Origin of the sequence: Nonomuraea sp. NPDC049607, assembly GCF_040675375.1 — a bacterium.
GTDB lineage: Bacteria > Actinomycetota > Actinomycetes > Streptosporangiales > Streptosporangiaceae > Nonomuraea.
Genome location: NZ_JBFAOV010000004.1, coordinates 353,518 through 377,288, shown reverse-complemented (window position 1 = coordinate 377,288; position 23,771 = coordinate 353,518). Strand labels below are relative to the sequence as shown.

Annotated in this window: 14 protein-coding genes; 7 read left to right on the top strand and 7 right to left on the bottom strand. The window is 71.7% G+C overall.

All coding sequences use genetic code 11. The features are described 5' to 3' along the window. Positions 1–139: 139 nt before the first annotated feature. Both AB0J97_RS11630 and AB0J97_RS11625 read left to right on the top strand, forming a co-directional pair. Positions 140–2,485, top strand: coding sequence for a protein kinase (locus AB0J97_RS11630; RefSeq protein ID WP_364087253.1), 2,346 nt, complete (start codon positions 140–142; stop codon positions 2,483–2,485). Positions 2,486–2,526: 41 nt separating this feature from the next. After that, entirely contained in the window at positions 2,527–3,510 is a 984-nt protein-coding gene (locus AB0J97_RS11625) for an endonuclease/exonuclease/phosphatase family protein (RefSeq protein WP_364087251.1), read from the top strand. Between the two features lie 130 nt (positions 3,511–3,640). Here AB0J97_RS11625 and AB0J97_RS11620 read toward each other — a convergent pair whose 3' ends face one another. The 5 genes from AB0J97_RS11620 to AB0J97_RS11600 form a co-directional block, all read right to left on the bottom strand. Further along, positions 3,641–5,158 carry a glycoside hydrolase family 13 protein gene (locus tag AB0J97_RS11620; RefSeq protein WP_364087249.1) on the bottom strand — a complete coding sequence of 506 codons (1,518 nt, stop codon included), beginning with the start codon at positions 5,156–5,158 and terminating at the stop codon, positions 3,641–3,643. 34 nt (positions 5,159–5,192) lie between these two features. Further along, positions 5,193–6,152, bottom strand: coding sequence for a carbohydrate ABC transporter permease (locus AB0J97_RS11615; RefSeq protein ID WP_364087246.1), 960 nt, complete (start codon positions 6,150–6,152; stop codon positions 5,193–5,195). A gap of 2 nt (positions 6,153–6,154) precedes the next feature. Further along, the gene (locus tag AB0J97_RS11610; RefSeq protein WP_357693562.1) at positions 6,155–7,075 is read right to left on the bottom strand and encodes a sugar ABC transporter permease; all 921 of its coding nucleotides are present in this window, start codon (positions 7,073–7,075) and stop codon (positions 6,155–6,157) included. Positions 7,076–7,146: 71 nt separating this feature from the next. Next, positions 7,147–8,523: an extracellular solute-binding protein gene (locus AB0J97_RS11605; protein ID WP_357693564.1), complete on the bottom strand. Its 1,377-nt coding sequence runs from the start codon at positions 8,521–8,523 to the stop codon at positions 7,147–7,149. A 141-nt stretch (positions 8,524–8,664) separates the two neighbouring features. Then, positions 8,665–9,657: a LacI family DNA-binding transcriptional regulator gene (locus AB0J97_RS11600; RefSeq protein ID WP_364087243.1), complete on the bottom strand. Its 993-nt coding sequence runs from the start codon at positions 9,655–9,657 to the stop codon at positions 8,665–8,667. A 235-nt stretch (positions 9,658–9,892) separates the two neighbouring features. Here AB0J97_RS11600 and AB0J97_RS11595 point away from each other — a divergent pair, with 235 nt between their 5' ends. From AB0J97_RS11595 to AB0J97_RS11575, 5 genes are all read left to right on the top strand, one after another. Then, complete coding sequence (locus tag AB0J97_RS11595) at positions 9,893–13,462, top strand: discoidin domain-containing protein (RefSeq protein ID WP_364087241.1); 3,570 nt, start codon at positions 9,893–9,895, stop codon at positions 13,460–13,462. 165 nt (positions 13,463–13,627) lie between these two features. After that, positions 13,628–15,208, top strand: a complete 1,581-nt coding sequence (locus AB0J97_RS11590; RefSeq protein WP_364087239.1) for a glycosyl hydrolase family 18 protein — start codon at positions 13,628–13,630, stop codon at positions 15,206–15,208. A gap of 194 nt (positions 15,209–15,402) precedes the next feature. Then, complete coding sequence (locus AB0J97_RS11585) at positions 15,403–16,758, top strand: xylan 1,4-beta-xylosidase (protein WP_364087238.1); 1,356 nt, start codon at positions 15,403–15,405, stop codon at positions 16,756–16,758. A gap of 128 nt (positions 16,759–16,886) precedes the next feature. Then, positions 16,887–18,476: a carboxylesterase family protein gene (locus tag AB0J97_RS11580; RefSeq protein WP_364087237.1), complete on the top strand. Its 1,590-nt coding sequence runs from the start codon at positions 16,887–16,889 to the stop codon at positions 18,474–18,476. Beyond that, the gene (locus AB0J97_RS11575) at positions 18,473–20,029 is read left to right on the top strand and encodes a PQQ-binding-like beta-propeller repeat protein (RefSeq protein ID WP_364087235.1); all 1,557 of its coding nucleotides are present in this window, start codon (positions 18,473–18,475) and stop codon (positions 20,027–20,029) included. Before AB0J97_RS11580 ends, AB0J97_RS11575 begins: the two co-directional genes overlap by 4 nt. Here AB0J97_RS11575 and AB0J97_RS11570 read toward each other — a convergent pair. Then, positions 20,016–21,071: a substrate-binding domain-containing protein gene (locus AB0J97_RS11570; RefSeq protein WP_364087233.1), complete on the bottom strand. Its 1,056-nt coding sequence runs from the start codon at positions 21,069–21,071 to the stop codon at positions 20,016–20,018. The genes AB0J97_RS11575 and AB0J97_RS11570 overlap by 14 nt on opposite strands. Continuing rightward, the gene (locus AB0J97_RS11565) at positions 21,058–23,469 is read right to left on the bottom strand and encodes a glycoside hydrolase family 3 N-terminal domain-containing protein (RefSeq protein ID WP_364087230.1); all 2,412 of its coding nucleotides are present in this window, start codon (positions 23,467–23,469) and stop codon (positions 21,058–21,060) included. Before AB0J97_RS11565 ends, AB0J97_RS11570 begins: the two co-directional genes overlap by 14 nt. Between the last annotated feature and the right edge of the window lie 302 nt (positions 23,470–23,771).

The window sequence follows — 23,771 nt, the reverse complement described above, 5'->3', positions numbered from 1 at the left end:
TGCGGTGCCGGCTTCTCCTGTGCGGTGCCGGATTCGATCCTGCCATCCGGCGCGGGCCCCGCCTTCCGGGGCCCGGCCGAACGGCCCTAGGGTGTGGTTCGCCGACATGTCCCCGTACGTGCCCGAGGAAGGGAGCGGAATGCCGGAAGTCCGTCCGCTCCGGCCGGGCGATCCCGAGAGGATCGGCGACCACCGGCTGCTCGGCGTGCTCGGCTCCGGCGGGCAGGGAGTCGTCTACAAGGGCGTCGACGGCACAGGCCGCGAGGTCGCGGTCAAGCTGCTGCACAGCCACCTGACCCAGGACGACGCCGTCACCCGGGGCCTCCTGCGCGAGGCCGAGGCGGCGCGCCGGGTGGCCGCCTTCTGCACCGCCGCCGTGCTGGACGTGGGGGTGGCCGACGGGCGGCCGTACATCGTGAGCGAGTACGTCGCGGGCGACACCCTGCAGAGGCTCGTCCGGGAGTCGGGGCCGCGTACCGGGGGCGCGCTGGACCGGCTGGCGATCTCCACGCTGACCGCGCTGGCCGCCATCCACGAGGCCGGCATCGTGCACCGCGACTTCAAGCCGGGCAACGTGCTGATGGGGCCCGAGGGGCCGATCGTGATCGACTTCGGCATCGCCAAGGCGCTGGGGGCGACGACGATGGCCTCGGCGCCGATGGGGACGCCGGCGTACATGTCGCCGGAGCAGTTCGCGGGTGAGCGGGTCGGGCCGGCGTCCGACGTGTTCAGCTGGGCGGGGACGATGGTGTTCGCGGCCACCGGTCATCCGCCGTACGCCGGGGAGACGGTCGCCGCCATCCTGCACAAGGTCATGAGCGGCGTACCGGACCTGACGGGCCTGCCGGCCCGCCTGGTGGAGCCGATCCGGTCCTGCCTCGCCAAGGACCCCGCCGCCCGCCCCACCCCCGCCGCCCTCCTGCGCCACCTCATCAGCGCCCCCGGCACCCCCCACCCGGCCTCCCTCCAGACCCCACCACCTCCCCCCGCCCCGCCGAGCCCGCCGCACACACCCGCCGCGCCCGCCGCCCCTGGCCCGGCGCACTCCCCGGCGACGGCCCCTCCCCCGGCGACCGGGGCGACGGTTCCCCCTGCCGGGGCCGGGGCGACGGGCCCGGGGACGGTTCCGCCGCCCGGGGCCGGAGCTGCGGGCCCGGGGACGGTTCCCCCTGCCGGGGCCGGGGCTACCGGGCCCGCGTTTCACGGGGAGATGACCAGGCCGGGTGCGGATCGGCGGGTCAGCCGGCGGGCCGTGATGGTCGGCGGTGCGGCGGCCGTGGCCGCCGCGGCCACGTCCGCGTTCCTCCTCCTGCGCCCCGCGAACAGCCTCGCCGACGACCCGCACCCCGGCCCCACCGGCGACCCGGCCGGCCTCCCGGCGTCGGGCACGCCGACGGCCCCCGCGACGGCCGCGACGAGCCCCGCGCCCGGCACGTCCCCGACAGCGGACCCGACTGCGGACCCCACTGCGGACCCCACCGGATCTCCCACGGGGTCCACCGGCCCGACCCCCGCGGTCGAGCCGTTCGGCGCGCCGGTCAGGGAGCCCGTGCCGCTGCCCGCCGGCAGTGGCGAGCCGGCCGTCCTGGCCGCCGCCGGCTCCACCGTCGTCTGCGGCACGTCCAAGGGCGTGGCGCTCGTCTGGGACCTGGCCGCGGCGCCCGCGACCGTCCTCAGGCTCGGCGACGGAGGCGCCGCCGCGACCGCCGTGGCCTGCGGCGACGGCAGGGCCGCCACCGGGCACCGCGACGGCGGGACGCGGCTGTGGAACCCGGCGGGCGGCGTCCTCGGCAGGGTGAGCGCGGCCGACCCCGTCATCGCCGTCACCACCGCCGGACGCGGCGTCGCGGTCACCCAGAAGTACGACAGCCTCAAGGACCTGCACAGCGTCGTACGCCTGTGGGACATCGCCACCGGCCGCCAGATCGGCCCCGCCGTCACCGACCACTTCCAGGGCGTCAACGGCCTGGCCTTCGGCCGGTTCGGCGGCGACGACGTGCTCGTCACCGGCGACGGCGGCAACCGCGTCCGGGTACGCCGCCTGTCTGACGGAAAGGTGACACACACCTACAAGACCGGCGAGATCGGCGGCATCGAGCTGCTCGCCTGCGGCGAGCTGGACGGCCGTCCCGTCCTGGTCTCCACCCACCTGGACGCCACCCTGCGCGTCTACGACCTGGCCACCGGCAGGCGCAGGAAGAAGTGGACGTTCAGCCGCCGCAGCCCCGACGACCGGGGGACGTCCTCCCTGGTCGTGGGCGCGCTCGGCGGCAGGCCCGTCGCGGTCGTCGCGCACGCGCCGGGCCGCGGCGAGACGGTCGTCCGCGTCTGGAACCTGGCCGACGGCAAGGTCATCGGGGAGCTGGGCCCGGGGCCGGGCGCCGAGATCCGGACCTTGGCGCTGGCCGAGCTGGAGGGCCGTCCCGTCGTCGTGGGCGCCGGCGGCGACGCTCTCCTCAGCGCGTGGAGCCTCGGTCCCGCCTGACGCTCATCTGCGTTTAAGAATCGCGGCCTAGGGTTCGGGCTGTGCTGACGGACGAAGCGGTGGAACCCGTGCGGACGCGTCCGCGCCGGGTGTGGCGGCGGCGGCTGGCGACGGTGGTCGCGGTGCTCTTCGCGGCGGGGACGGCGGTCCGGCTCGGCGGCCTGGAGTCGGGCTTCCTGCTGGTCCCGCTGGTGTCCTTCACGCCGTACTTCGGGATCGCGGCGCTGCTGATGCTGGGGGTGGCGGCGCTGGCCCGCAGCAGGGCGGCGGTCGCGGTCATGCTGGCGGTGTGCGTGTGCCTGGCCTGGCTGGTGCTCCCGCGCGCCCTGCCCGGCGGGGCGGACGCCGCGACCGGCCGTCCGCTGCGCGTGCTGACCGCCAACCTCAACGGCGGCCGCGGCGACGCCCGCACGATCGTCGACCTGGTGCGCACGCTGAACGTGGACGTGCTGAGCCTCCAGGAGCTGACCTGGTCGGAACGCGACCGGCTGACGGCGGCCGGGCTGGAGACGCTGCTGCCGTACCAGGTCGCCAAGCCGGAGACGTGGGGGCCGGTGGGCAGCGGCGTGTACGCGCGCTACCCGCTGACCGAGCGTACGGGCGTGTTCCAGCCGGTCGGGCACCACATGCCGGTCGTGGAGGCGGCGTTGCCCGGCGGTTCGGTGGAGGTGGTGGTCGTGCATCCGGTGGCGCCGGTGCCCTCGACCGTGCCGGAGTGGGAGGCGGGGGTCGGGACGCTGCCGCCCGCGTCGTCCACGGGCGCGCCGCGGATCCTGGCCGGGGACTTCAACGCCACGCTGGACCACGCCGTGTTCCGGCGGCTGCTGGGCACCGGCTACACCGACGCGGCGGCGGCCACCGGCAACGGGCTGGTGCCCACCTGGCCGATGCGCCGGATCCCGCCGCTGGTCGCCATCGACCACGTGCTCACGGACGGGCGCACGCGGGCGGTGGACGCGCGGATCCTCGACCTGCCGGGCTCGGACCACCGCGCCCTCTTCGCCGACCTGCGCGTCCAGAGCTGACCCGGCCGAACTCCGGCGCCCGGGACAGGCCGGACGCGGTCCCGCGCCCGGGCAGGCCGGGCGCAGGACAGGCACGACCCCGACCCCGACCCCGACCCCGGCCGCAGGCGGGGGCAGGGGGCCGGGGCGGTCAGGCGAGCCAGGCCGCCGTGTCGGCGGGCAGGCGGTCGCCGTCCAGGGCACCGCTGGCCAGCAGGACCGTGTCGTGGGCGGGCAGCGGCACCGGGCCGGGGCCCAGGTTGACCACGCAGGTCAGGCCGGAGTCCCGGGTGAAGGCGAGCACGTCGGGGCCCAGGTCGAGCCAGGTGAGCGTGCCGTCGCCGAGCCGCTCGGCGCGGATGCGCAGCCCGTTCCTGTAGAGGTTGAGCATCGAGCCCAGATCGGCGCTCTGGGCCTCGACGGTGAGCTTGTTCCAGGCGTCCGGCTGCGGCAGCCACGGCGTGGCCGTGCCGAACCCGAACGGCGGTTCATCGCCCGACCACGGCAGCGGCACCCGGCACCCGTCGCGCCCCTTCACCGTGTGGTTCGAGCGCCGCCACATCGGGTCCTGGCGCAGCTCGTCGGGGATGTCGTCCACCTCCGGCAGGCCCAGCTCCTCGCCCTGGTAGATGTAGATGCCGCCGGGCAGCGCCATGGCCAGCAGCGCCGCCGCACGTGCCCGGCGGTAGCCGAGCTCCAGGTCGGAGGGGGCGCCGTCCCTGCGGTCGCCGTGGTCCCAGGAGGTGTCGGCGCGGCCGTACCGGGTGACGACGCGGGCGACGTCGTGGTTGGACAGCACCCAGGTGGGCGGGGCGCCGAGCGGGGTGTGGGTGGCGAGGGTCTGCTCGATCACCTGGCGCAGGCCGGCGGGCTCCCAGGGGCAGGCCAGGAACGGGAAGTTGAAGACGGTGTGCAGCTCGTCGTGGCGCAGGTAGCGGGCCAGGCGCTCCTGGTCGGGCAGCCACACCTCGCCGACCAGGACGCGGTCGTCGTACTCGTCGTTGATCAGGCGCCAGCTCCGGTAGACGTCGTGGACCTCGTCCAGGTCCTCGTACGAGCCGGTCAGGCCGTCGGGCTTGGTGAGCAGGGCGGCGGAGTCGATGCGGATGCCGTCCACGCCGCGGTCGTACCAGAAGCGCAGCACGTCGTGGAACTCGCGGTGGACGTCCGGGTTGGTCCAGTTGAGGTCGGGCTGCCCGGGGTCGAACAGGTGCAGGTACCACTGGCCGTCGGGCACCTGGGTCCAGGCGGGGCCGCCGAAGATCGACTGCCACTCGCCGGGCTCGTCCCGGAACCAGAACCGGTCGCGCACGGACGGGTCGCGCAGCGCCTCCAGGAACCACTCGCTCGCGGTCGAGCTGTGGTTCGGCACCACGTCGATGATGATCCTGATGTTCAGCTCGTGCGCCTCGGCGATGAACTCCTCCGCCTCGGCCAGGGTGCCGAACACGGGATCGATGTCCCGGTAGTCGGCCACGTCGTACCCGCCGTCGGCCAGCGGCGACGGGTACCAGGGGTTGAGCCAGATCGCGTTCACCCCGAGCGTCGACAGGTACGGCAAACGTGCCCGCAGCCCCGCCAGGTCGCCCACGCCGTCACCGTTGCCGTCGGCGAAGCTGCGCAGGTAGACCTGATAGATCGCGGCTCCCCGCCACCACGTTTCGGACATGCTGAAGACAACTCCTTGCCATAGGTGGAGGCACTCAGCCCTTGAGGCTGCCGGCGGTGAGTCCCGCCATGATGTGCCGCTGGAAGATGAAGAAGACGATGATCGTCGGGATGCTGGCGATCACCAGGCCGCCCATGACCTGGTCCTGCGACACGGCCCCGGCGGTCTGGGCCAGGCCCACGCTGAGCGTCATCTTCTCGCTGTCGCTCATGACGAGCAGCGGCCAGATGAAGTCCTTGAACGAGGTGACGATCGTGAAGATCGACGTCACGCCGAGGATCGGGCGGGAGACCGGCAGCACCACCGACCACAGGATGCGGAACGGGCCGCCGCCGTCGATCTGGGCGGCTTCGAGCAGCTCGCGGGGGATGGAGTCGAAGAACCTCTTGAGCAGGAAGATGTTGAAGCCGTTGGCCGCGGCGGGCAGCCACAGGCCCCACGGGTTGTTCAGCAGGTCCCAGCCGAAGATCGGCACGTCGTGGATGGCGAGATAGGTGGGGATGAGCACGACCATCGGCGGGATCATCAGGGTGGCCAGCATCGCGCCGAGGATGACGTTGCCGAGCGCCGGGCGCAGCTTGGACAGCGCGTACGCGGCAGTGACGTCGACCGCCATGGTGATCAGCCAGCCGCCGCCGGCGTACACGACGGTGTTCCGCAGCAGCGTGCCGATGTCGAACAGCTCCCACGCCTCCAGGAACTTCCCGAAGTTCAGCTTCTCGGGGAAGAGCGTGGGCGGCACCTGGGCGAACTCCTCGGCCGACTTCAGCGCGCCGGTGATCATCCAGTACATCGGCAGCAGGAAGACGACCGTGAACGTCACGACCGTCGCGACCAGGACCGTCCAGTAGACGCGCCGCCCCCATCGGCTGTTGAGCTGGTGCGGGGAGATGATCGTGCGGAACTGCACCTCGATGCGCCGGGGCGGCCGCCGCCGTGCCCGGCGTCCTGCCGAGGAGGGCGCGGCGGGGCGTTGCAGGGTGGCGTTCGACATGGTCAGCTCTTCTCCTCGCGGGTCAGCCGGAGCTGCACGGCGGCGAAGGCGAGCAGGACGACCATGAGCATCATCCCCAGCGCGCCGCCCGCGCCGTAGTTGCTGTAGGTGAACGCCTGCTGGAACATCAGGAAGGCGACGGTGGCGGTGGCGTTCTCGGGGCCGCCGCCCGTCAGCAGGTACGGCTCGATGAAGACCTGCATGGTCGCGACGATCTGCAACATCAGCATGAGCAGCAGGATCAGCCGGGTCTGCGGGATCGTGATGTGCCTGATCCGCTTCCACACGCCGGCGCCGTCGAGCTCGGCGGCCTCGTAGAGGTCGGGCGAGATGTTCTGCAGCGCGGCGAGGTAGATCAGGGTCGCCGAGCCCATGTTCATCCAGGTCGAGACGAGCACCAGGCAGAGCAGCGCGGTGTCGGTGGAGTAGATCCAGTTGAGGCCGGGCAGCGAGAAGAATCCGAGGATCTGGTTGAACAGGCCGACGTCGGGGTCGTAGAACCAGCGGAAGAGCAGCACCGCGACGGCCGGGGGCAGCATGACCGGCAGGTACACCACGAACCGCAGGTAGGCCCGGCAGTGGCGGAGCTCGTTGAGCAGGATCGCCACCGCGAACGGCAGCCCGTAGCCGAGCACCAGCGCGAGAACGGTGAAGGTGAGCGTGTTCAGCCACGCGGGCCCGAAGGCGGGGTCGGCGAAGGCGGTCCTGAAGTTCTCCAGGCCGACCCACTCGGGCTCGTTGACCAGGTCGGTCTTCTGGAAGCCGAGGATGAACTCCTGGACGATGGGATACCAGGAGAACAGTACGAAGCAGAACAGCGCCCCGACCATGAACCCGTAGGCCGTCAGGTTCCTCCGCAACGCCCGGCGCAGCGGCGAAGGCGGCCTCGGCCGTCGCGCGGTTCCGGCGGTGGCAATGCTCATGGGGTGTCTCCGATCACCGACTCGACGTACCGGGGCGCCGGCGGACGCGGCGCCCCGGTCTCACGTTCCGCTCAGCCCTTGCTGGCCAGCATGGCGTTCGCCTTGGTCTCGGCGTCCGCGAGAAGCTGGTCGACGTCGGCGTCCTCGCGGCTCAGCACGGCCGACATGGCCACGTCGAGGATGGCGTAGAGCTCCTGGGCGTGCGGCGGCTCCATCTTGGGCGGGATGGTGGCCGAGGCGTCCACGTACGGCTGGTAGTTCTCCACCGGCAGGGTGGCGCTGGCCTTGCGGCCGTCCTGGATGGCCTTGCCGGTGGGCGAGGCGCCGTAGACGTCGTTGTCCGGCACGCCGACCGGGTTGCCGAGCGCCTTGCCGCGGGCGAAGTCGAAGCGGCCCTTGTCGACGGTGTTGAACCGGAAGTCCACCCAGGCCAGACCGGCCTTGACCTGCTCGGGCGTGGCCTTGGGGTTGACGAAGAACGCCTCGCCGCCGCTCAGTGACGCCTTGGCCTCGGGGAAGCCGGTGATGCCGTAGTCGGTGGAGGCGCCCTTGAACTTGTTGACCACGTCGGTGACGACGTCGGGGGCGCCGAGCATCATGCCGACCTTGCCCGAGCCCATGGCCTGCATGAGGGGCTCCCAGGCGTTGAACAGCTTGGCGCCGGTGCTCTTGTCCACCCAGCGCAGGTCCTTCAGGAACTGCAGCACGGCCTTGCCCTCGGGCGAGTTGAACGCGGCGGTCTTGCCGTCGGCCGAGACCATGTCGCCGCCGCGGCCGTACAGGGCCTGGTTGAAGTGCCAGCCGCCGGTGTTGCCGCCGGAGTACTCGCCGTAGCCGATGACGCCGCCGCCGAGCGCGGCGATCTTCTTGGCCGCCTCGCGGACCTCGTCCCAGGTCTTGGGCGGGGTGTTGGGGTCGAGCCCGGCCTTGGTGAACAGCGCCCGGTTGTAGACCAGGCCGACGCTGTAGTGCACGTTGGGGACGCCGTAGACCTTGCCGTCCTTGGTGACCAGGTCGCGGACGTCCTGGCGCAGGTCGTTCCAGTTCTTGATCTCACCGGTGTACTGCGTGATGTCGAGGCCCTGGCCCTTGCCGATCACGTCGGCGTAGTTGGTGACCGGCACCACGAACACGGTCTCCATCTGGCCGCCGGCCATCTTCGGCCCGAAGGTCTTGGGATCGAAGCAGGGCTGCTGGTCGGTGCTCTTGACCGTCACGCCGGGGTGGGCCTGCTGGAACGCGGCCACGTCGTCGTCCCAGGCCTGACGCTCCTTGGGCGCGGACTTCGCGGGCTGGCAGGCGACGGTGATGTTCACCTGCGCGGCACCTGAGGCGCTGTTCTGTGCCTGGGGCTTGGTGTCGTCGTCACTGCCGCAGGCCGCGGCGCTCATGCTCAGGCCTGCCGCCAGGAGCAGCCCCACAGTCCTGCGATAGTCCGATCTCTTCATCGATCTGACCCTTCCGAAGCTTGACGAAGCCGGGGGACGGTGAGGCGCCCCGCTGTGCGCTCACAATGGCAGATCGCTCAGATGTCCGCAATGTTTCGACATGGGATTGCAAGATAACGACTAGGTCACCGGAAGCCGCCTTCAGAGGGGGTCGCGCACCCGTCCCGTCGAGGCTCTGACCACCAGCTCCGGGTCGAACAGCAGCTCGTCGGCGGGCACCGCGTGCTTGTCGATCTGCGCGATGAGCAGGTCGACGGCCGCCCGGCCCATGGCGTCGATCGGCTGGCGGACGGTGGTCAGCGGCGGGTCGGTGCAGTTCATCAGGGCCGAGTCGTCGAACCCGACCACCGAGACGTGCTCCGGCACCGACAGGCCGGCCCGGCGCACGGCCCGCACCGCGCCGAGCGCGAGCATGTCGCTGGCGCACACGATGCCGGTCACGCCCTTGGCGACCAGCCGGGCGGCGGCCGCGTGGCCGCCCTCCAGCGAGTACATGCTGTGCTCGACCAGCGCGGGATCGACCTGGTCGGCCACGGCGGCGAGCTTGCGCCGGGACGGCATGTGGTCGCGCGGCCCGAGCACCAGGCCCACCCGCTCGTGGCCCAGGCTGCGCAGATGGCCGAGGGCGATCTCGGCGGCCACCACGTCGTCGGCCGACACCTGCGGGAACCCCAGGTGCTCGACCGCGGCGTTGACCAGGACGGTGGGCAACCCGCGCTCGGAGAGCAGCTCGTAGTGCCCGTGGGAGGCGTCGGCCTGGGCGTAGTGCCCGCCCGCGAAGACGACGCCGGAGACCTGCTGCGAGAGCAGGAGGCTCACGTAGTCGGCCTCGCTGACCCCGCCGACCGTGCGCGTGCACAACACAGAGGTGAAGCCCTGCTGGGCCAGGGCGCCGCCGACGACCTCGGCGAACGCGGGGAAGATCGGGTTCTGCAGCTCGGGGAGCACCAGGCCGACCAGCCGGGCGCGGTCGCCGCGCAGGCGGGTCGGGCGCTCGTACCCGAGGACGTCGAGCGCCGTGAGCACGGCCTCCCTGGTGGCCTCCGACACGCCGGGCTTGCCGTTGAGCACCCGGCTCACGGTCGCCTCACTCATGCCGACCTTCTTGGCCACGTCTCCGAGTCGTCGGGTCATGCGCAAACTATACGACCAAATCCGCAAACACTTGCAACAGCTTGCGCCCTGCCTTGCAGCCACTGTCCACGAGAACCGCGAGTCGTGCAGGGCTCTTGAGCTGGCTCCTTCAGGACAGGCGGGATGCCAACCCACAGTCGATTATTTGCGAAATGAAGTAGAAACATTGCGTATTTCTATTGGTCAACTTAAGGTGCGGGCAACCCTCCCAGCCTGACGAGAGGTGACACCCCCCATGAAGCGCAAGCCTTCCCTCTTACGACCGCTCGCGGCGGCCGTGGCGGTCGCCCTGGCGATGATCGGCTGGACGGCCCTTCCGGCCACGGCCGCGGGCCCGAACCTGGCGGCCGGGAAGCCCGTCACGGTCAGCAGCAGCACCGACGTGTACGGCGGCGGCAACGCCACCGACGGCAACCAGGCCACCTACTGGGAGAGCGCCAACAACGCCTTCCCCCAGTGGATCCAGGTGGACCTCGGCTCGGCCGTCAGCGTGAACCAGCTGGTCCTGAAGCTGCCCTCCACGTGGGAGTCCAGGACGCAGACGCTGACGGTGCAGGGCGGCACCGACAACCCGCCGACCACCACCCTCTCGGCCTCGGCCGTCCGCACGTTCGCCCCGGCGGCGACGATCACCTTCACCGCGGCGACCGTCCGGTACGTCCGGGTGACGGTCACCGCCAACACCGGCTGGCCCGCCGCCCAGGTCTCGGAGTTCGAGGTGTACGGCCCCGGCTCGGGCGACACCCAGGCCCCGGCCGCGCCCGGTGACCTGGCCTACACCGAGCCCGTCAGTGGCCAGATCAAACTGACCTGGACCGCCGCCACCGACGACGTGGGCGTGACCGGCTACGACGTCTACGCCAACAACGCGCTGCGCGCCAGCGTCGCCGGGAACGTGCTGACCTACACCGACAACCAGCCCGGCACGCTCACCGTCTCCTACCACGTCAGGGCCAGGGACGCGGCGGGCAACCAGTCGCCTCCGAGCAACACCGTCACCCGGACCGGCAGCGGCGGGGGCGGCTCCAACCTGGCCGCCGGCAAGCCGATCACCGCCTCCTCCTACGTGCACACCTACGTCGCCGCCAACGCCAACGACAACAGCGTGACGACGTACTGGGAGGGCGCGGGCGGCAGCTACCCGAACACGCTCACCGTGCAGCTCGGCGCGAACGCCGACGTGTCCTCGGTCGTGGTCAGGCTCGACCCGGCGGCCGTGTGGAGCACCCGTACCCAGACCTTCCAGGTGCTCGGCCGGGAGCAGGGGGCCTCGGGGTTCACGAACCTGGTCTCCTCGGCGTCGTACACGTTCAACCCGGCCTCGGGGAACACGGTGACGGTCCCGGTCGGCGCGCGGGTGGCCGACGTGCGGCTGTCGTTCACGGCCAACACCGGGGCCCCGGCGGGACAGGTGGCCGAGCTCCAGGTGATCGGCGTGCCCGCGCCGAACCCGGACCTGACCGTGACCTCGCTGTCCTGGACGCCGCAGGCGCCGGTGGAGACCGACGCCGTCACGCTGTCGGCCGTGGTGAGGAACGCCGGCAACGCGCCGTCGGCCGCGACCGACGTCGCCTTCTCCCTCGGCGCCGCCAAGGTCGCCACCGCGAACGTGGGCGCGCTGGCCGCCGGCGCCTCCGCGACCGTGACCGCGAACATCGGCGCCCGGGACGCCGGCAACTACCCAGTCACCGCCAAGGCCGACGACGCCGGGACCGTCATCGAGCAGAACGAGTCCAACAACTCCCTCACCGGCCCGTCCCCGCTGGTGGTCAAGCCGGTGGACACCTCCGACCTGGTCGCCTCGCCGGTCTCCTGGACGCCGGGCAACCCGGCCGGCGGCAGCACGGTCACGTTCTCGGTCGCGATCAAGAACCAGGGCACGGTCGCCTCGGCGGCGGGCGCGCACGGCGTCACGCTGACCGTCGCGAACGAGGCGGGCACGGTCGTCAGGACCCTCACCGGCTCCCACAGCGGCGCGATCGCCGCCGGCGCCACCACCGCGCCCGTCACCCTGGGCACCTGGACGGCCGCCAACGGCAGGTACACGGTGAAGACCGTCATCGCGAACGACGCCAACGAGCTGCCGGTCAAGCAGGCCAACAACACCAGCACCCAGCAGCTCTTCGTGGGCCGCGGCGCGAACATGCCGTACGACACCTACGAGGCCGAGGACGGCGTGACCGGCGGCGGCGCGCAGGTCGTCGGCCCGAGCAGGGACGTCGGCACGGTGGCCGGCGAGGCGTCGGGCCGCCGCGCGGTGACGCTGAACCAGAACGGCTCCTACGTCGAGTGGACCACCAAGGCCGACACCAACACCCTGGTCACCCGCTTCTCCATCCCGGACGCCCCGGGCGGCGGCGGGACGAACTCGACCCTGAACATCTACGTCGACGGCGCCTTCCACAAGGCCATCGACCTGACCTCGAAGTACGCCTGGCTGTACGGCGCGGAGGCGAGCCCCGGCAACTCGCCCGGCGCCGGCCCGGCCCGGCACATCTACGACGAGGCCAACGTCATGCTGAACACCACCGTCCCCAAGGGCAGCACGATCAGGCTGCAGAAGGACCCGGCCAACACCACGACCTACGCCATCGACTTCGTCAGCCTGGAGCAGGTCTCCCCGGCCGCGAACCCCGACCCCGCGCACTACGCCGTACCGGCCGGGTTCTCCCAGCAGGACGTGCAGAACGCCCTGGACAAGGCGCGCCAGGACAGCAACCTGACCGGCGTCTACCTGCCCGCCGGCACGTACCAGACGACGGGCAAGTTCCAGGTGTACGGCAAGGCCGTCAAGGTGGTCGGCGCGGGCCCCTGGTACACCAGGTTCGTCTCGCCCTCCGGCCAGGACGGCACCGACGTCGGCTGGCGCACCGAGGCGTCGTCGAACGGCTCGACGTTCGCCGGGTTCGCCCACTTCGGCAACTACACCTCGCGCATCGACGGCCCCGGCAAGATCTTCGACCTGTCGAAGGTCTCGAACATGACGATCGACAACATCTGGGTCGAGCACCAGATCTGCATGTTCTGGGGCACGAACGTCGACCACGTCACGATCAGGAACTCGCGGATCAGGAACACCTTCGCCGACGGCGCGAACTTCACCAACGGCAGCACGAACAACCTGATCACCAACGTCGAGACCCGCGCCACCGGCGACGACAGCTTCGCGCTGTTCGCGGCGATCGACAACGTCAACGCCGACCAGTCGGGCAACGTCTTCGAGAACATCAGCTCGCTGCTGACCTGGCGGGCCGCGGGCGTCGCGGTGTACGGCGGCCAGAACAACGTCGTGCGCAACGCCTACATCGCCGACACCCTCGTCTACTCGGGCATCACGATCAGCTCGCTCGACTTCGGCATCCCGATGCGGGACTTCGGGCCGGGCCAGACGAAGTTCGAGAACATCTCGCTCGTGCGCTCCGGCGGGCACTTCTGGGGACAGCAGACGTTCCCGGCGCTGTGGATCTTCTCCTCGTCCAAGAAGTTCACCGCGATCCGGGTGACCGACGTGGACATCGTGGACCCGACCTACAGCGGGATCATGTTCCAGACCGGCTACTCCAGCCCGAGCACGCCGCTGAACCCCGTCACCGACACGGTGTTCACGAACGTGTCGATCTCGGGGGCGCGCAGGAGCGGTGACGCCTTCGACGCCAAGTCCGGCTTCGGCATCTGGGTGAACGAGCTGCCCGAGCCCGGCCAGGGCCCGGCGATCGGGTCGGCCACGTTCAACGGTCTGCGGCTGAGCGGCAACGCCACCGACATCCGCAACACGACGAGCACGTTCACGCTCAACGTGAACTGAGCCCGTCCCGACGTGTCGTCCGGGTCCGCGGGGGCCCGGACGGCACGTCGGCGATATGACCAAAGTGGTATGGAAGCCGCGTGGACAACTTTAAAGTTTCTTTACATAATCCGATGAACCCGCTGGTCGCGGGCCCGCGCTCGGGCGACGAAAGGGTTGTCCACCATGAAGCGAACGCGCCGTCTCCTCGTCGTGCTGCTGGCCTCCGTCCTGGCGGCACTGGGCGTCCTCGTCGTCCAGACCTCCGCCCAGGCGGCCAACCTCCTCACCAACCCGGACTTCGAGACCGGGTCCCTGTCGCCGTGGTCGTGCACCGGCGGGCTGGGGTCCGTGGTCTCCACCCCGGTCCACTCCGGCACCAAGGCGCTGGCCGCGGCGGCCAGCGGGTCCGACACCGCGCAGTGCACCCAGTCGGTGTCGGTGCGGCCGAGCACGACGTACACGCTGAGCGCCTGGGTGCGCGGCAGCTACGTCTACCTCGGCGTCACCGGCGGCTCCTCCTCGTGGACCTCGTCGGCGACGGCGTACACGCAGCTCAGCGTGTCGTTCACGACGACGGCGAACCAGAGCACCGCCGTCATCTTCCTGCACGGCTGGTACGGGCAGGGCACCTACTACGCCGATGACGTCAACTTCGACGGCCCCGGCGGCACCGCCACCCCCACAGTCACCCCCACAGTCACCCCGACCGTGACGCCGACGGTGACCCCCACCGTGACCCCGACCGTCACGCCCACCGTGACGCCCACGGTCACCCCGACCGTGACGCCCACCGTGACGCCCACCGACACCACCTGCCCGACCAAGCCGCGCCCGGCCGGCAAGGTGATCCAGGGCTACTGGGAGAACTGGGACGGCGCCATCAACGGCGTGCACCCGCCGCTCGGCTGGATCCCGATCACCGACCCGCGCATCAAGCAGCACGGCTACAACGTGATCAACGCCGCGTTCCCCGTCATCCGCTCCGACGGCACCGTGCTGTGGGAGGACGGCATGGACGCCACCGTCAAGGTCGCCACCCCGGCCGAGATGTGCCAGGCCAAGGCCGCGGGCGCGACGATCCTCATGTCCATCGGCGGCGCGGCGGCCGGCATCGACCTCGGCTCCGGCGCCGTCGCCGACCGCTTCGTGGCGACCGTCGTGCCGATCCTGAAGAAGTACAACTTCGACGGCATCGACATCGACATCGAGACCGGCCTGACCGGCGGCGGGAGCATCACCCAGCTCTCGGCCTCGCAGTCGAACCTCATCCGGATCATCGACGGCGTGCTCGCCCAGATGCCGGCCGGGTTCGGCCTGACCATGGCGCCGGAGACGGCGTACGTGACGGGCGGCAGCGTGACGTACGGGTCGATCTGGGGCGCGTACCTGCCGATCATCAAGAAGTACGCCGACAACGGCCGCCTGTGGTGGCTGAACATGCAGTACTACAACGGCAGCATGTACGGCTGCTCCGGCGACTCCTACTCCGCCGGCACCGTGCAGGGCTTCACCGTGCAGACCACCTGCCTGAACAACGGCCTGACCATCCAGGGCACGACGATCACCGTCCCCTACGACAAGCAGGTTCCCGGCCTGCCCGCGCAGCCGGGAGCCGGCGGCGGGTACATGGCGCCCTCGCTGGTGTCGCAGGGCTGGAACGCCTTCAACGGCCAGCTCAAGGGCCTGATGACCTGGTCGATCAACTGGGACGGCTCGAAGGGCTGGACGTTCGGGGACAACGTCAGAGGTCTGCAGGGTCGCTAGGGACAGGACGCGGCGGCCTCCCGGCGCGCCAGGGGCGCCGGGAGCGCCGCCGCGTCCGCAAGGTAACGCCAGGTAACGCTTGGCTGTGAATCCGTCCCACTGGTTTGCCGCGTTTGCGGGTGCATGGAAGCCTCTAGGCAAAAAGCGCCGAGGACCAGGTGGGGATTCAGGTGTCAAGAGTTTGCGGGGGGACGGTGTCGCGGCGTTCCGGCCGGTTGACCGCCTGCGTGATGGGGTTCGCCGCCCTGGCCGTGCTGGCCGCCGGATGCTCCCTCGGCGCCACCGCCGGCCAGGAGACCACCGGCGCACAGCCGCCGCAGGCGTCCCCGCCCGCCGCCACCGCGAAGGCCCAGAAGCCGCCGCCCGTGGAAGCCGACTGGCCGCGCTGGGGGCTGACCCACACCGGCGTCAGCGCCAACAACATCACCCCGCGCCTGGAACAGGACGTCGCCCGCGCGCTGTCCGAGACGCCGATGCTGCAGAACCAGCACATCATGGGCTTCGGCGCGCTCAACCCCGAGCCGCGCCGGGGCGACTACTTCTGGGAGGACCTCGACAGCCGGACGAACTTCATGCGGGAGTCCGGCGGCACCGGGATCATCACGCTGTGCTGCGCCCCCGACTGGATGAAGGGCGGCCCCGAGGGCCCGACCGAGGAGTCGGCCTGGAAGGAGCACCTGGAGGACGCGCCGTACCCGGAGTACTTCGACGAGTTCGCCAAGCTGGCGGCGACCGTGGCCGAGCGGTACCGGGACGTGAAGTACTTCATGGTCTGGAACGAGTTCAAGGGCTTCTGGCGTGACCACAAGAAGCCCGCGGACTACAAGGGCTACACCCAGCTGTACAACAAGGTGTACGACGCGGTGAAGGCGGTCCGTCCCGACGCCAAGGTCGGCGGCCCGTACCTGGGCTTCGACAGCGACAGCAAGGGCGACACCGAGCTGCGCGGCCCGTGGGGGGCGGTCAACCAGCACGCCCTCGACGCCTTCGAGTACTGGTTCAAGAACAAGAAGGGCGCCGACTTCGTCGTCGTGGACGGCGCCTCCCCCACCGAGACCCACGAACTGCTGCCGGACGCGTTCGGCGCCCTGGCCAAGTTCAGCGCGATCACCAAGTGGCTGCGCGAGAAGACCGGCGACCTGCCGGTGTGGTGGTCGGAGTGGTACTTCGTGCCCGAGGACGGCACCGTCTGGGACGAGCCCATGCGGCTGGCCGTGCAGGCCGCCTCGATGATGGAGTTCGCCAAGAGCGGCGCCAGCACGGCCCTGTACTGGAACCCGCAGGCCAAGGACGGCGAGTGCAGGGCCTGCATGTGGGAGCCGCGCACGGGCGCGCTGATGCCGACGGGCAAGCTGGTGAGCGACTTCACCCGGTGGTTCCCGGCGGGCGCGCAGATCGACCCGGTCACCTCCTCCGACCCGCGGGTGCGGGTGCTGGCCCAGCCGCAGCGGCTCCTCGCGGTCAACACGGTCGACAAGCAGGTCACCACGACGGTGGACGGCAAGGAGCTGACGCTCAAGCCGTACGAGATCAAGTGGAGCGACCGCTAGCTGTTCTGCCCCGTGCGGTGATCATACGGGCGTGATGGCGGTCCGGTATGACGGCCGCCATTGATCCGGCTGACTCGCCTTGACACGATGCGCAAGATTCCGAGTAAATCTGCTGAGGGAACTTGCGCATGTTGAAGCTCCGACCAGGGCTGAGCGCGCTCGTCGTGATCGCGACGCTCGGCCTGACCACCCCGCCCTCGACGGCGGCCCCGCTCGGCGCGCCCGCCTGCGCGCCCGACACGACCGTCACCACCGACTCGGGCCAGGTGTGCGGGATCGCGGGCGAGGGCCTGCGCTCCTGGCTCGGCATCCCGTACGCCGCGCCGCCCGTCGGCGACCTGCGCTGGACGCCCGCGCGCCGGCCCACACCGTGGCCCGGCGTGCTCTCCGGCACCGGGCGGGGCAGCCCGTGCCCGCAGGCGGAGCTGCTCGGCTCCCCCTCCGAGGACGAGGACTGCCTCAAGCTCAACGTCGCCGCCCCCGCCGGGGCGCGGAAGCTGCCCGTCATGGTGGAGTTCCACGGCGGCGGCTTCCGGTACGGCTCCCCCTCCGACGGCTCCTACCTGGCCAGGGCCGGGAACGTGGTGCACGTCGGCGTGGGCTACCGGCTGGGCGTTCTCGGATTCCTGTCACACCGGGCGTTCGGCCCGAACGCCGGCAACTACGCCCTGTCCGACCAGCAGGAGGCGCTGCGCTGGGTCCGGCGCAACATCGCCCGCTTCGGCGGCGACCCCGCCAACGTGACGATCTTCGGGGCCAGCGCCGGCGGGTCCAGCGTCTGCGCGCACACGGCGTCGCCGACCGCCAAGGGCCTGTTCGAGAAGGGGATCGTGCAGAGCGGCGAGTACAACTCGCTGCTCGGCGCGAACACCTTCTGGCAGCCGCAGGACTGCAAGGCCGAGCTGCCCACGCAGGCCGAGGCGCAGGCCCAGGGCGCCAGGTTCGCCACCGCGCTCGGCTGCGAGCAGGCCGCCGACCCGGGCGCGTGCCTGCGGGCCAAGCCGGTCAAGGCGCTGCTCGACCAGTCCTCCGACGGGCTCGGCCCGGACCGCGGGACGATCGCGCCCATCGTGGACGGCCGCATCCTGACCATGTCGCCGTCGCGGGCGTTCGCCAAGGGCAGGGTGAACAGGGTCTCGCTCATGCACGGCGTGGGCCGCGACGAGGTCCAGCTCCCGTCCGCCGACACCCCGGCCGAGTACGAGACCCTGGTCCGCCAGCAGTACGGCGCCCTCGCCCCCGAGGTTCTCGCCCGCTACCCGCTGGCCAGGTTCCCCGCGCCCGCGGCGTTCATCGCGTACCGGACGATCGTGGCCGACAGCAACTCGGTCTGCCCGGCGCTGCTCAACGACGAACGGCTGGCCGCGCACCTCCCGGTGTACGCCTTCCAGGTGGACAACACCGACGCGCCCCCGCTGTTCTTCCTCGACCAGACCAAGCCGAACGGCGCCTTCCACGTCAGCGAGATGCCCTTCCTGTACTCCGACGTCAAGGACCTGGACGCCAACCAGCGCTCCTTCGGCGCCCAGCTCGTCGCCCAGTGGACGGGCTTCGCCCGCACCGGCGACCCGACCGCGGAGGGGACCCCGCTCTGGCCCCGTTACACCCGCGCCGACCCCGCCGTCATGTCCCTGGCCCCGGCCGGTGACAGCCAGCTCACGCGGGAGATCGCCAGGCAGCACCAGTGCGCGTTCTGGAACAAGGAGGCGACGTCATGATCCGGCTGTTGACCGCGCTCTGCCTCGCGCTGTTGCAGGGGCCCGCCCCCGCGCAGGCGGCGGCCGGGGGCGACTGGCCCATGTGGCAGCAGAGCCCGCTGGGCTGGCGGCACAACGCGGCCGAGCGGGCGATCAACCCGCGCACGGTCGGCGGCCTCGCGCTGAAGTGGGCCTTCGCCTACCCCAAGGAGGCCGGCACGCCGCGCAGCCAGCCCGCCGTCGTGGGCGACACCGTGTACTTCGGCTCCCCCGAAGGCAAGCTGTACGCCAGGGACGCCGCCACCGGCGCCGCCCGCTGGGAGTTCGACCTGACGACCGTCGGCACCGGCCGCACCCAGGTCCAGGACGGCCCGGCCGTGGCCAGGGGCAAGGTGTACTTCGGCGACGTCCGCGGCTGGTTCTACGCCGTCGACCAGCGCACCGGCCGCCTGGCCTGGGCCCGCAGGCTCGACGACACCGTCACGGCGATCGTGACCAGCTCGCCCCTGGTCTTCGGCGACCGCGTCTACGTCGGCGTCTCCAGCGGCGAGAACATCATCGGCAAGGAGCACGCCTGCTGCACCTTCCGCGGCCACCTCGACGCCATGGACGCCGACACCGGCCGCCCGATCTGGCGCTTCAACACCGTGCCGAAGGCGCGCCAGGACGGCACCTGGCCCAACGGGGTCCCCCGGTACGCCCCCTCGGGCGGCGGCGTGTGGGGCTCCCCCGCCCTCGACCCGCTCACCCGCACCCTGTACGTCGGCACCGGCCAGAACTACACCGGCAGCGCCGGCCACTACGACTCGGTGCTGGCCCTGGACATCGACACCGGCCGGCCGCGCTGGACCCGGCGGATGACCGACGTGGACACCTGGCGGCTGGAGTGCTCGCTGCCCACCCCCGAGGACCGCGAGTACTGCCCCAACTTCCCCGACGGCACCGCGCTCGACTTCGACCTCGGGGCCGCGCCCAACGTGTTCAGGACCGGCGGGCGCACCCTGGTCGGGATCGGGCAGAAGGCGGGCGTGTACCACGTGCTCGACGCCCGTACCGGGAAGGTCGTCTGGCAGCGGCAGCTGTCGAAGCCGATGCCCGGCGGCGGCCTGTCCGGCGTCCAGTGGGGCACCTCCTTCGACGGGGAGCGCCTGTACGTCGCCACGTACATGGCCCGGCCCGGCACCCTGTTCGCCCTCGACCCGGCGACCGGGCATCTGCTGTGGGAGACGCCCAACCCGGCCGACGGCTGCGCCACCGGCGGCGCGGCCCAGTACCCGCAGGTGTGCCAGCTCGGCCACACCCCGGCCGTCTCCAGCACGCCCGGCCTGGTGTGGGAGGGCAGCATGGACGGCAAGATGCGGGCCTACTCGGCGCGCACCGGCGAGGTGGTGTGGACCTACGACACCATGCAGGAGGTGCAGGGCGTCAACGGGCTGACCGGGCGCGGCGGGGCCGTCTCGGGCGGCGGCGGGGCCGTGGTGTCGCACGGCATGCTGTACGTCCAGTCCGGGTACTCCTTCACGCCGTACCCGAACCCGTACGGGTCGGTGTTCCTGGCCTTCAGCCTTCCGTAGGGCAGCCTTCCGTAGGGCAGCCTTCCGTAGGGCCCGCCGGGGCGGTCGAGCCGCGTACCACCAGCTCGGTCGCCAGCTCCACGTGGTGGGAGTCGATCCGCTCGCCGGCCGCCAGCCGCAGCGCGGTGCGCAGGGCCGCCCGGCCCATCTCGCGCAGCGGCTGGCGCACGGTCGTCAGCTGCGGCGAGGCCATCCGCGCGATCTGGGTGTCGTCGAAGCCGACGATGCTCAGGTCCTCCGGGATGCGCAGGCCGCGCGACCTGGCGGCCTCCATGACCCCGAGCGCGATCTCGTCGCAGCCGGCGAAGATCGCGGTCGGGGGCCGCGGCAGGTCGAGCACGCTCGCGCCGTTGACCAGGCCGTCCTGGTAGTGGAAGTGGGCGGTGCGGACGTAGCCGGGCGGCTCGGGCGCCCTCGCGGCCTCCATCGCCGCGCGGTAGCCGTGCAGGCGGGCCTGGTTGCAGGCCGAGGTCGGCGGGCCGCCGATGTAGGCGATGCGGCGGTGGCCGAGGGAGAGCAGGTGCTGGGTCGCGGTCAGGCCGCCGGCGAAGTTCGTCGAGCCGACGCTGGTCACGCTGGTGGTCGGCAGGTTGAGCGGGTCGATCACGACCAGCGGCAGCCGGGCCCGCGACAGCGCCCCGAGCTGCGCGCCGGTCAGCTCGCTGGTCACCACGATGAGCGCCCGCCGCCCGGCGGCGACCAGGTCGCGCGCCCAGCCGCCGGTGCGCTGGTGGCTCTTCCTGATGCTGACGACGACCGACGTCTCCAGCTCGTCGCCGGCCTCGATCGCGCCGTGGATGATCTCGGTGGAGTAGGCGTTGAGGTCGTCGTCGAACTGCACCTCGACCGTGGCGGGGCCGCCCGCCTCGCCGCGGCGCGGCGTGGCGGGCACGTAGTCGTGCTGCTGGAGCAGCGACTCCACCAGCGAACGGGTCGCCGGGGCCACGTCGCTGCGGCCGTTGAGCACCTTGGAGACGGTGGCGACGGACACGCCGGCCGAGGCCGCGACGGTGGCCAGCGTGGCGCGCCTAGGAGCCGGCATCTGTTCCTCCTCGGATCTCCACGGGGGTGACCAGCCGCCTGCCGGCGCCGACCGGCCGCGCCGGCCCGGTCAGCCGGACCACGCCGCGGCACGGCAGGTCGGCGGCGGACGTGCCGACGAGCACCTCGACGTCTCCAGGCTCCACCACGCGCCGCAGGTCACGCCCGGTGAAGGCGGTCCTGTCGGTGTGCACGAGGAAGGAGACCCGGCTGCTCGCGCCCGGTTCGAGACGGACCCTGGCGAAGCCGGTGAGCTGCTTCACCGGCCTGGTGACCTGGGCGAGGACGTCGTGCAGGTAGAGCTGCACGACCTCGTCGCCGGCCCGGTCGCCGGTGTTGGCGACGGTGACCGAGACGGTGAACTCGCCGTCGGCCGGCACCTCGTCGGCGCTGAGGCGCAGGTCGCCGACCTCGAAGGAGGTGTAGGAGCGGCCGTGCCCGAAAGGGAACAGCGGGGTGGGATCGAGGTTGCTGATGCCCTTGCTGTCGGCTCCGAGCGGGGGCTGCAGGTAGGTGCCCGGCTGCCCGCCAGGATGGCGGGGTATCTGCACGGGAAGCTTGCCTCCAGGCTGGACACGACCGGTCAGTATACCGGCGATCGCCCCGCCGCCCTCCTCCCCGGGCATGAACGCCTGGACCAGCCCGGCGGCTCCGGCGTGCACCTCGCCCAGCGCGTAGGGGCGGCCGGAGACGACCACCACGACGACCGGCGTGCCGGTCGCGAACAGCTCGGCCAGCAGGTCGGCCTGGAGGCCGGGCAGCCGCAGGTCCTCGGCGTCGCAGCCCTCGCCCGACGTGCCCTGGCCGAACAGGCCGGCCAGGTCGCCCACGACGGCCACGCACAGGTCGGCCTCGCGGGCGGCGGCGGTCGCCGCGGCGAAGCCGGACCGGTCGCCGCCCTGCACCGCGCACCCCGGCTCGTAGGTGATCTCGGCGCCGGGCAGCTCGGCGCGCAGCGCGTCGAGCACGGTCGGGGCCTCGACGCCGAGCCCGAGCCCGGGGTGGCGGGGCAACACGTGGTTGGGGAAGGCGTAGCAGCCCATGAACGTGCGCGGGTCGTCGGCGCACGGGCCGACGACGGCGACCCGGCCGAGGCCGGCCCGCAGCGGCAGCGCGGTCCCGGCGTCGAGCAGCACGATCGAGCGTTCGGCCAGCTCGCGGGCCAGGGCGCGGTTGGCGGCCGAGTCCAGCTCGGCGTTCTCCGCACCGGCGACCGAGCCCTCCGGCGTCCAGCCGGGGTCGAGCAGGCCGAGCTGCACCTTCTGGGTGAGCAGCCGGCGCGCTGCGCGGTCGACCAGCGACTCGGGAAGCTCGCCCCGGCGCACCCGCTCGACCAGGCCGGCGCCGAAGCCGAGCGTGTCGGGCAGCTCGACGTCCACGCCCGCGGCGAGCGCCTGCGCCCCTGCGTCGCCGGGGTCGGCGGCCACCTGGTGCATGGTCGCCAGGAACGGGACCGCCCAGTAGTCGGACACGACGGTGCCGGTGAAGCCCCACTCCTCGCGCAGCAGCTCGGTCAGCAGCCAGGAGTCGACGGCGGCGGGCACGCCGTCCACGTCGGAGTAGGAGTTCATCACCGAACGGGCGCCGCCCAGGGTGACGGCCGCCTCGAACGGCGGCAGGATCATGTCCATCAGCTCGCGGCGGCCCATCGGCACCGGGCCGTGGTTGCGGGCGGCCCGTGAGGCCGAGTACCCGGCGAAGTGCTTGAGCGTGGCGATCACGCCGGCCTTCTCCAGGCCGCGCACGTACGCCGCGCCGAGCATCGAGACGAGGTACGGGTCCTCGCCCATCGTCTCCTCGACCCGGCCCCACCGGTAGTCGCGCACCACGTCGAGCACCGGGGACAGGCCCTGGTGCACGCCCACGGCGCGCATGTCCCGCCCGATGGCCGCGGCCATGCGCTCGACCAGGTCCGGGTCGAAGGTGGCGGCCCACGCGATGGCCGCCGGGTAGACGGTGGCGCCATAGGTGGTGAAACCGGTCAGGCATTCCTCGTGCACGACGGCCGGGATGCCGAGCCTGGACAGGCCGACGACCTCGCGTTGCAGGCGCACCACCTCGGCGGCGCCCTCGGCCACCGTCACCGGGACGCTGCCGAACACGCGAGTCAGGTGGCCGAGCCCGTGCCGCGCGGCCTCTCCCAAGGGGACGGTGCCCGAGGCGGCGAAAACGTCCTGCATCGGGGCCACGTTGTGGGTGCCGGTGGCGTCCGGGTCGGGGACGGGGGGCTCCTCCCCGTGCGCCATGTCGTTGCCCACCCACCGGCTGCCGAGCTGGGCGACCTTCTCCTCCAGCGTCAGCTCCTGAAGGAGGGCCTCGACCCGCTCGGCCACGGGAAGCGCCGGGTCCAGCCACGGACCGAGGACCCGATCCGCCGGGGTCCGATCTAGAGCCGTCATGAACTGCACTCCTTCAAGAGTTCCTGCCGCAAATTTTCGAAACATTTCGAGGCCATGCCCGCCACCTGCACAATGCCGCAAAGCTGATGGAATGGCCAGCTAGTTGCCCGCGCGACAGTACTACACGGGCCCGGCGCCCGCCCAGAGCCGGTTTCCCCGGTAAGGGTCTTGACACGGTAATGGTCGAAATCTAGATTGACGTGCCGCGCGGTCATGTCGCAAATGTTTCGACGAGTTCACTCAAGGGCGAGTGGACGAGCGGCATTGGGGGGTTGCCGATCCGACCGCGGGGCCAACGCGTC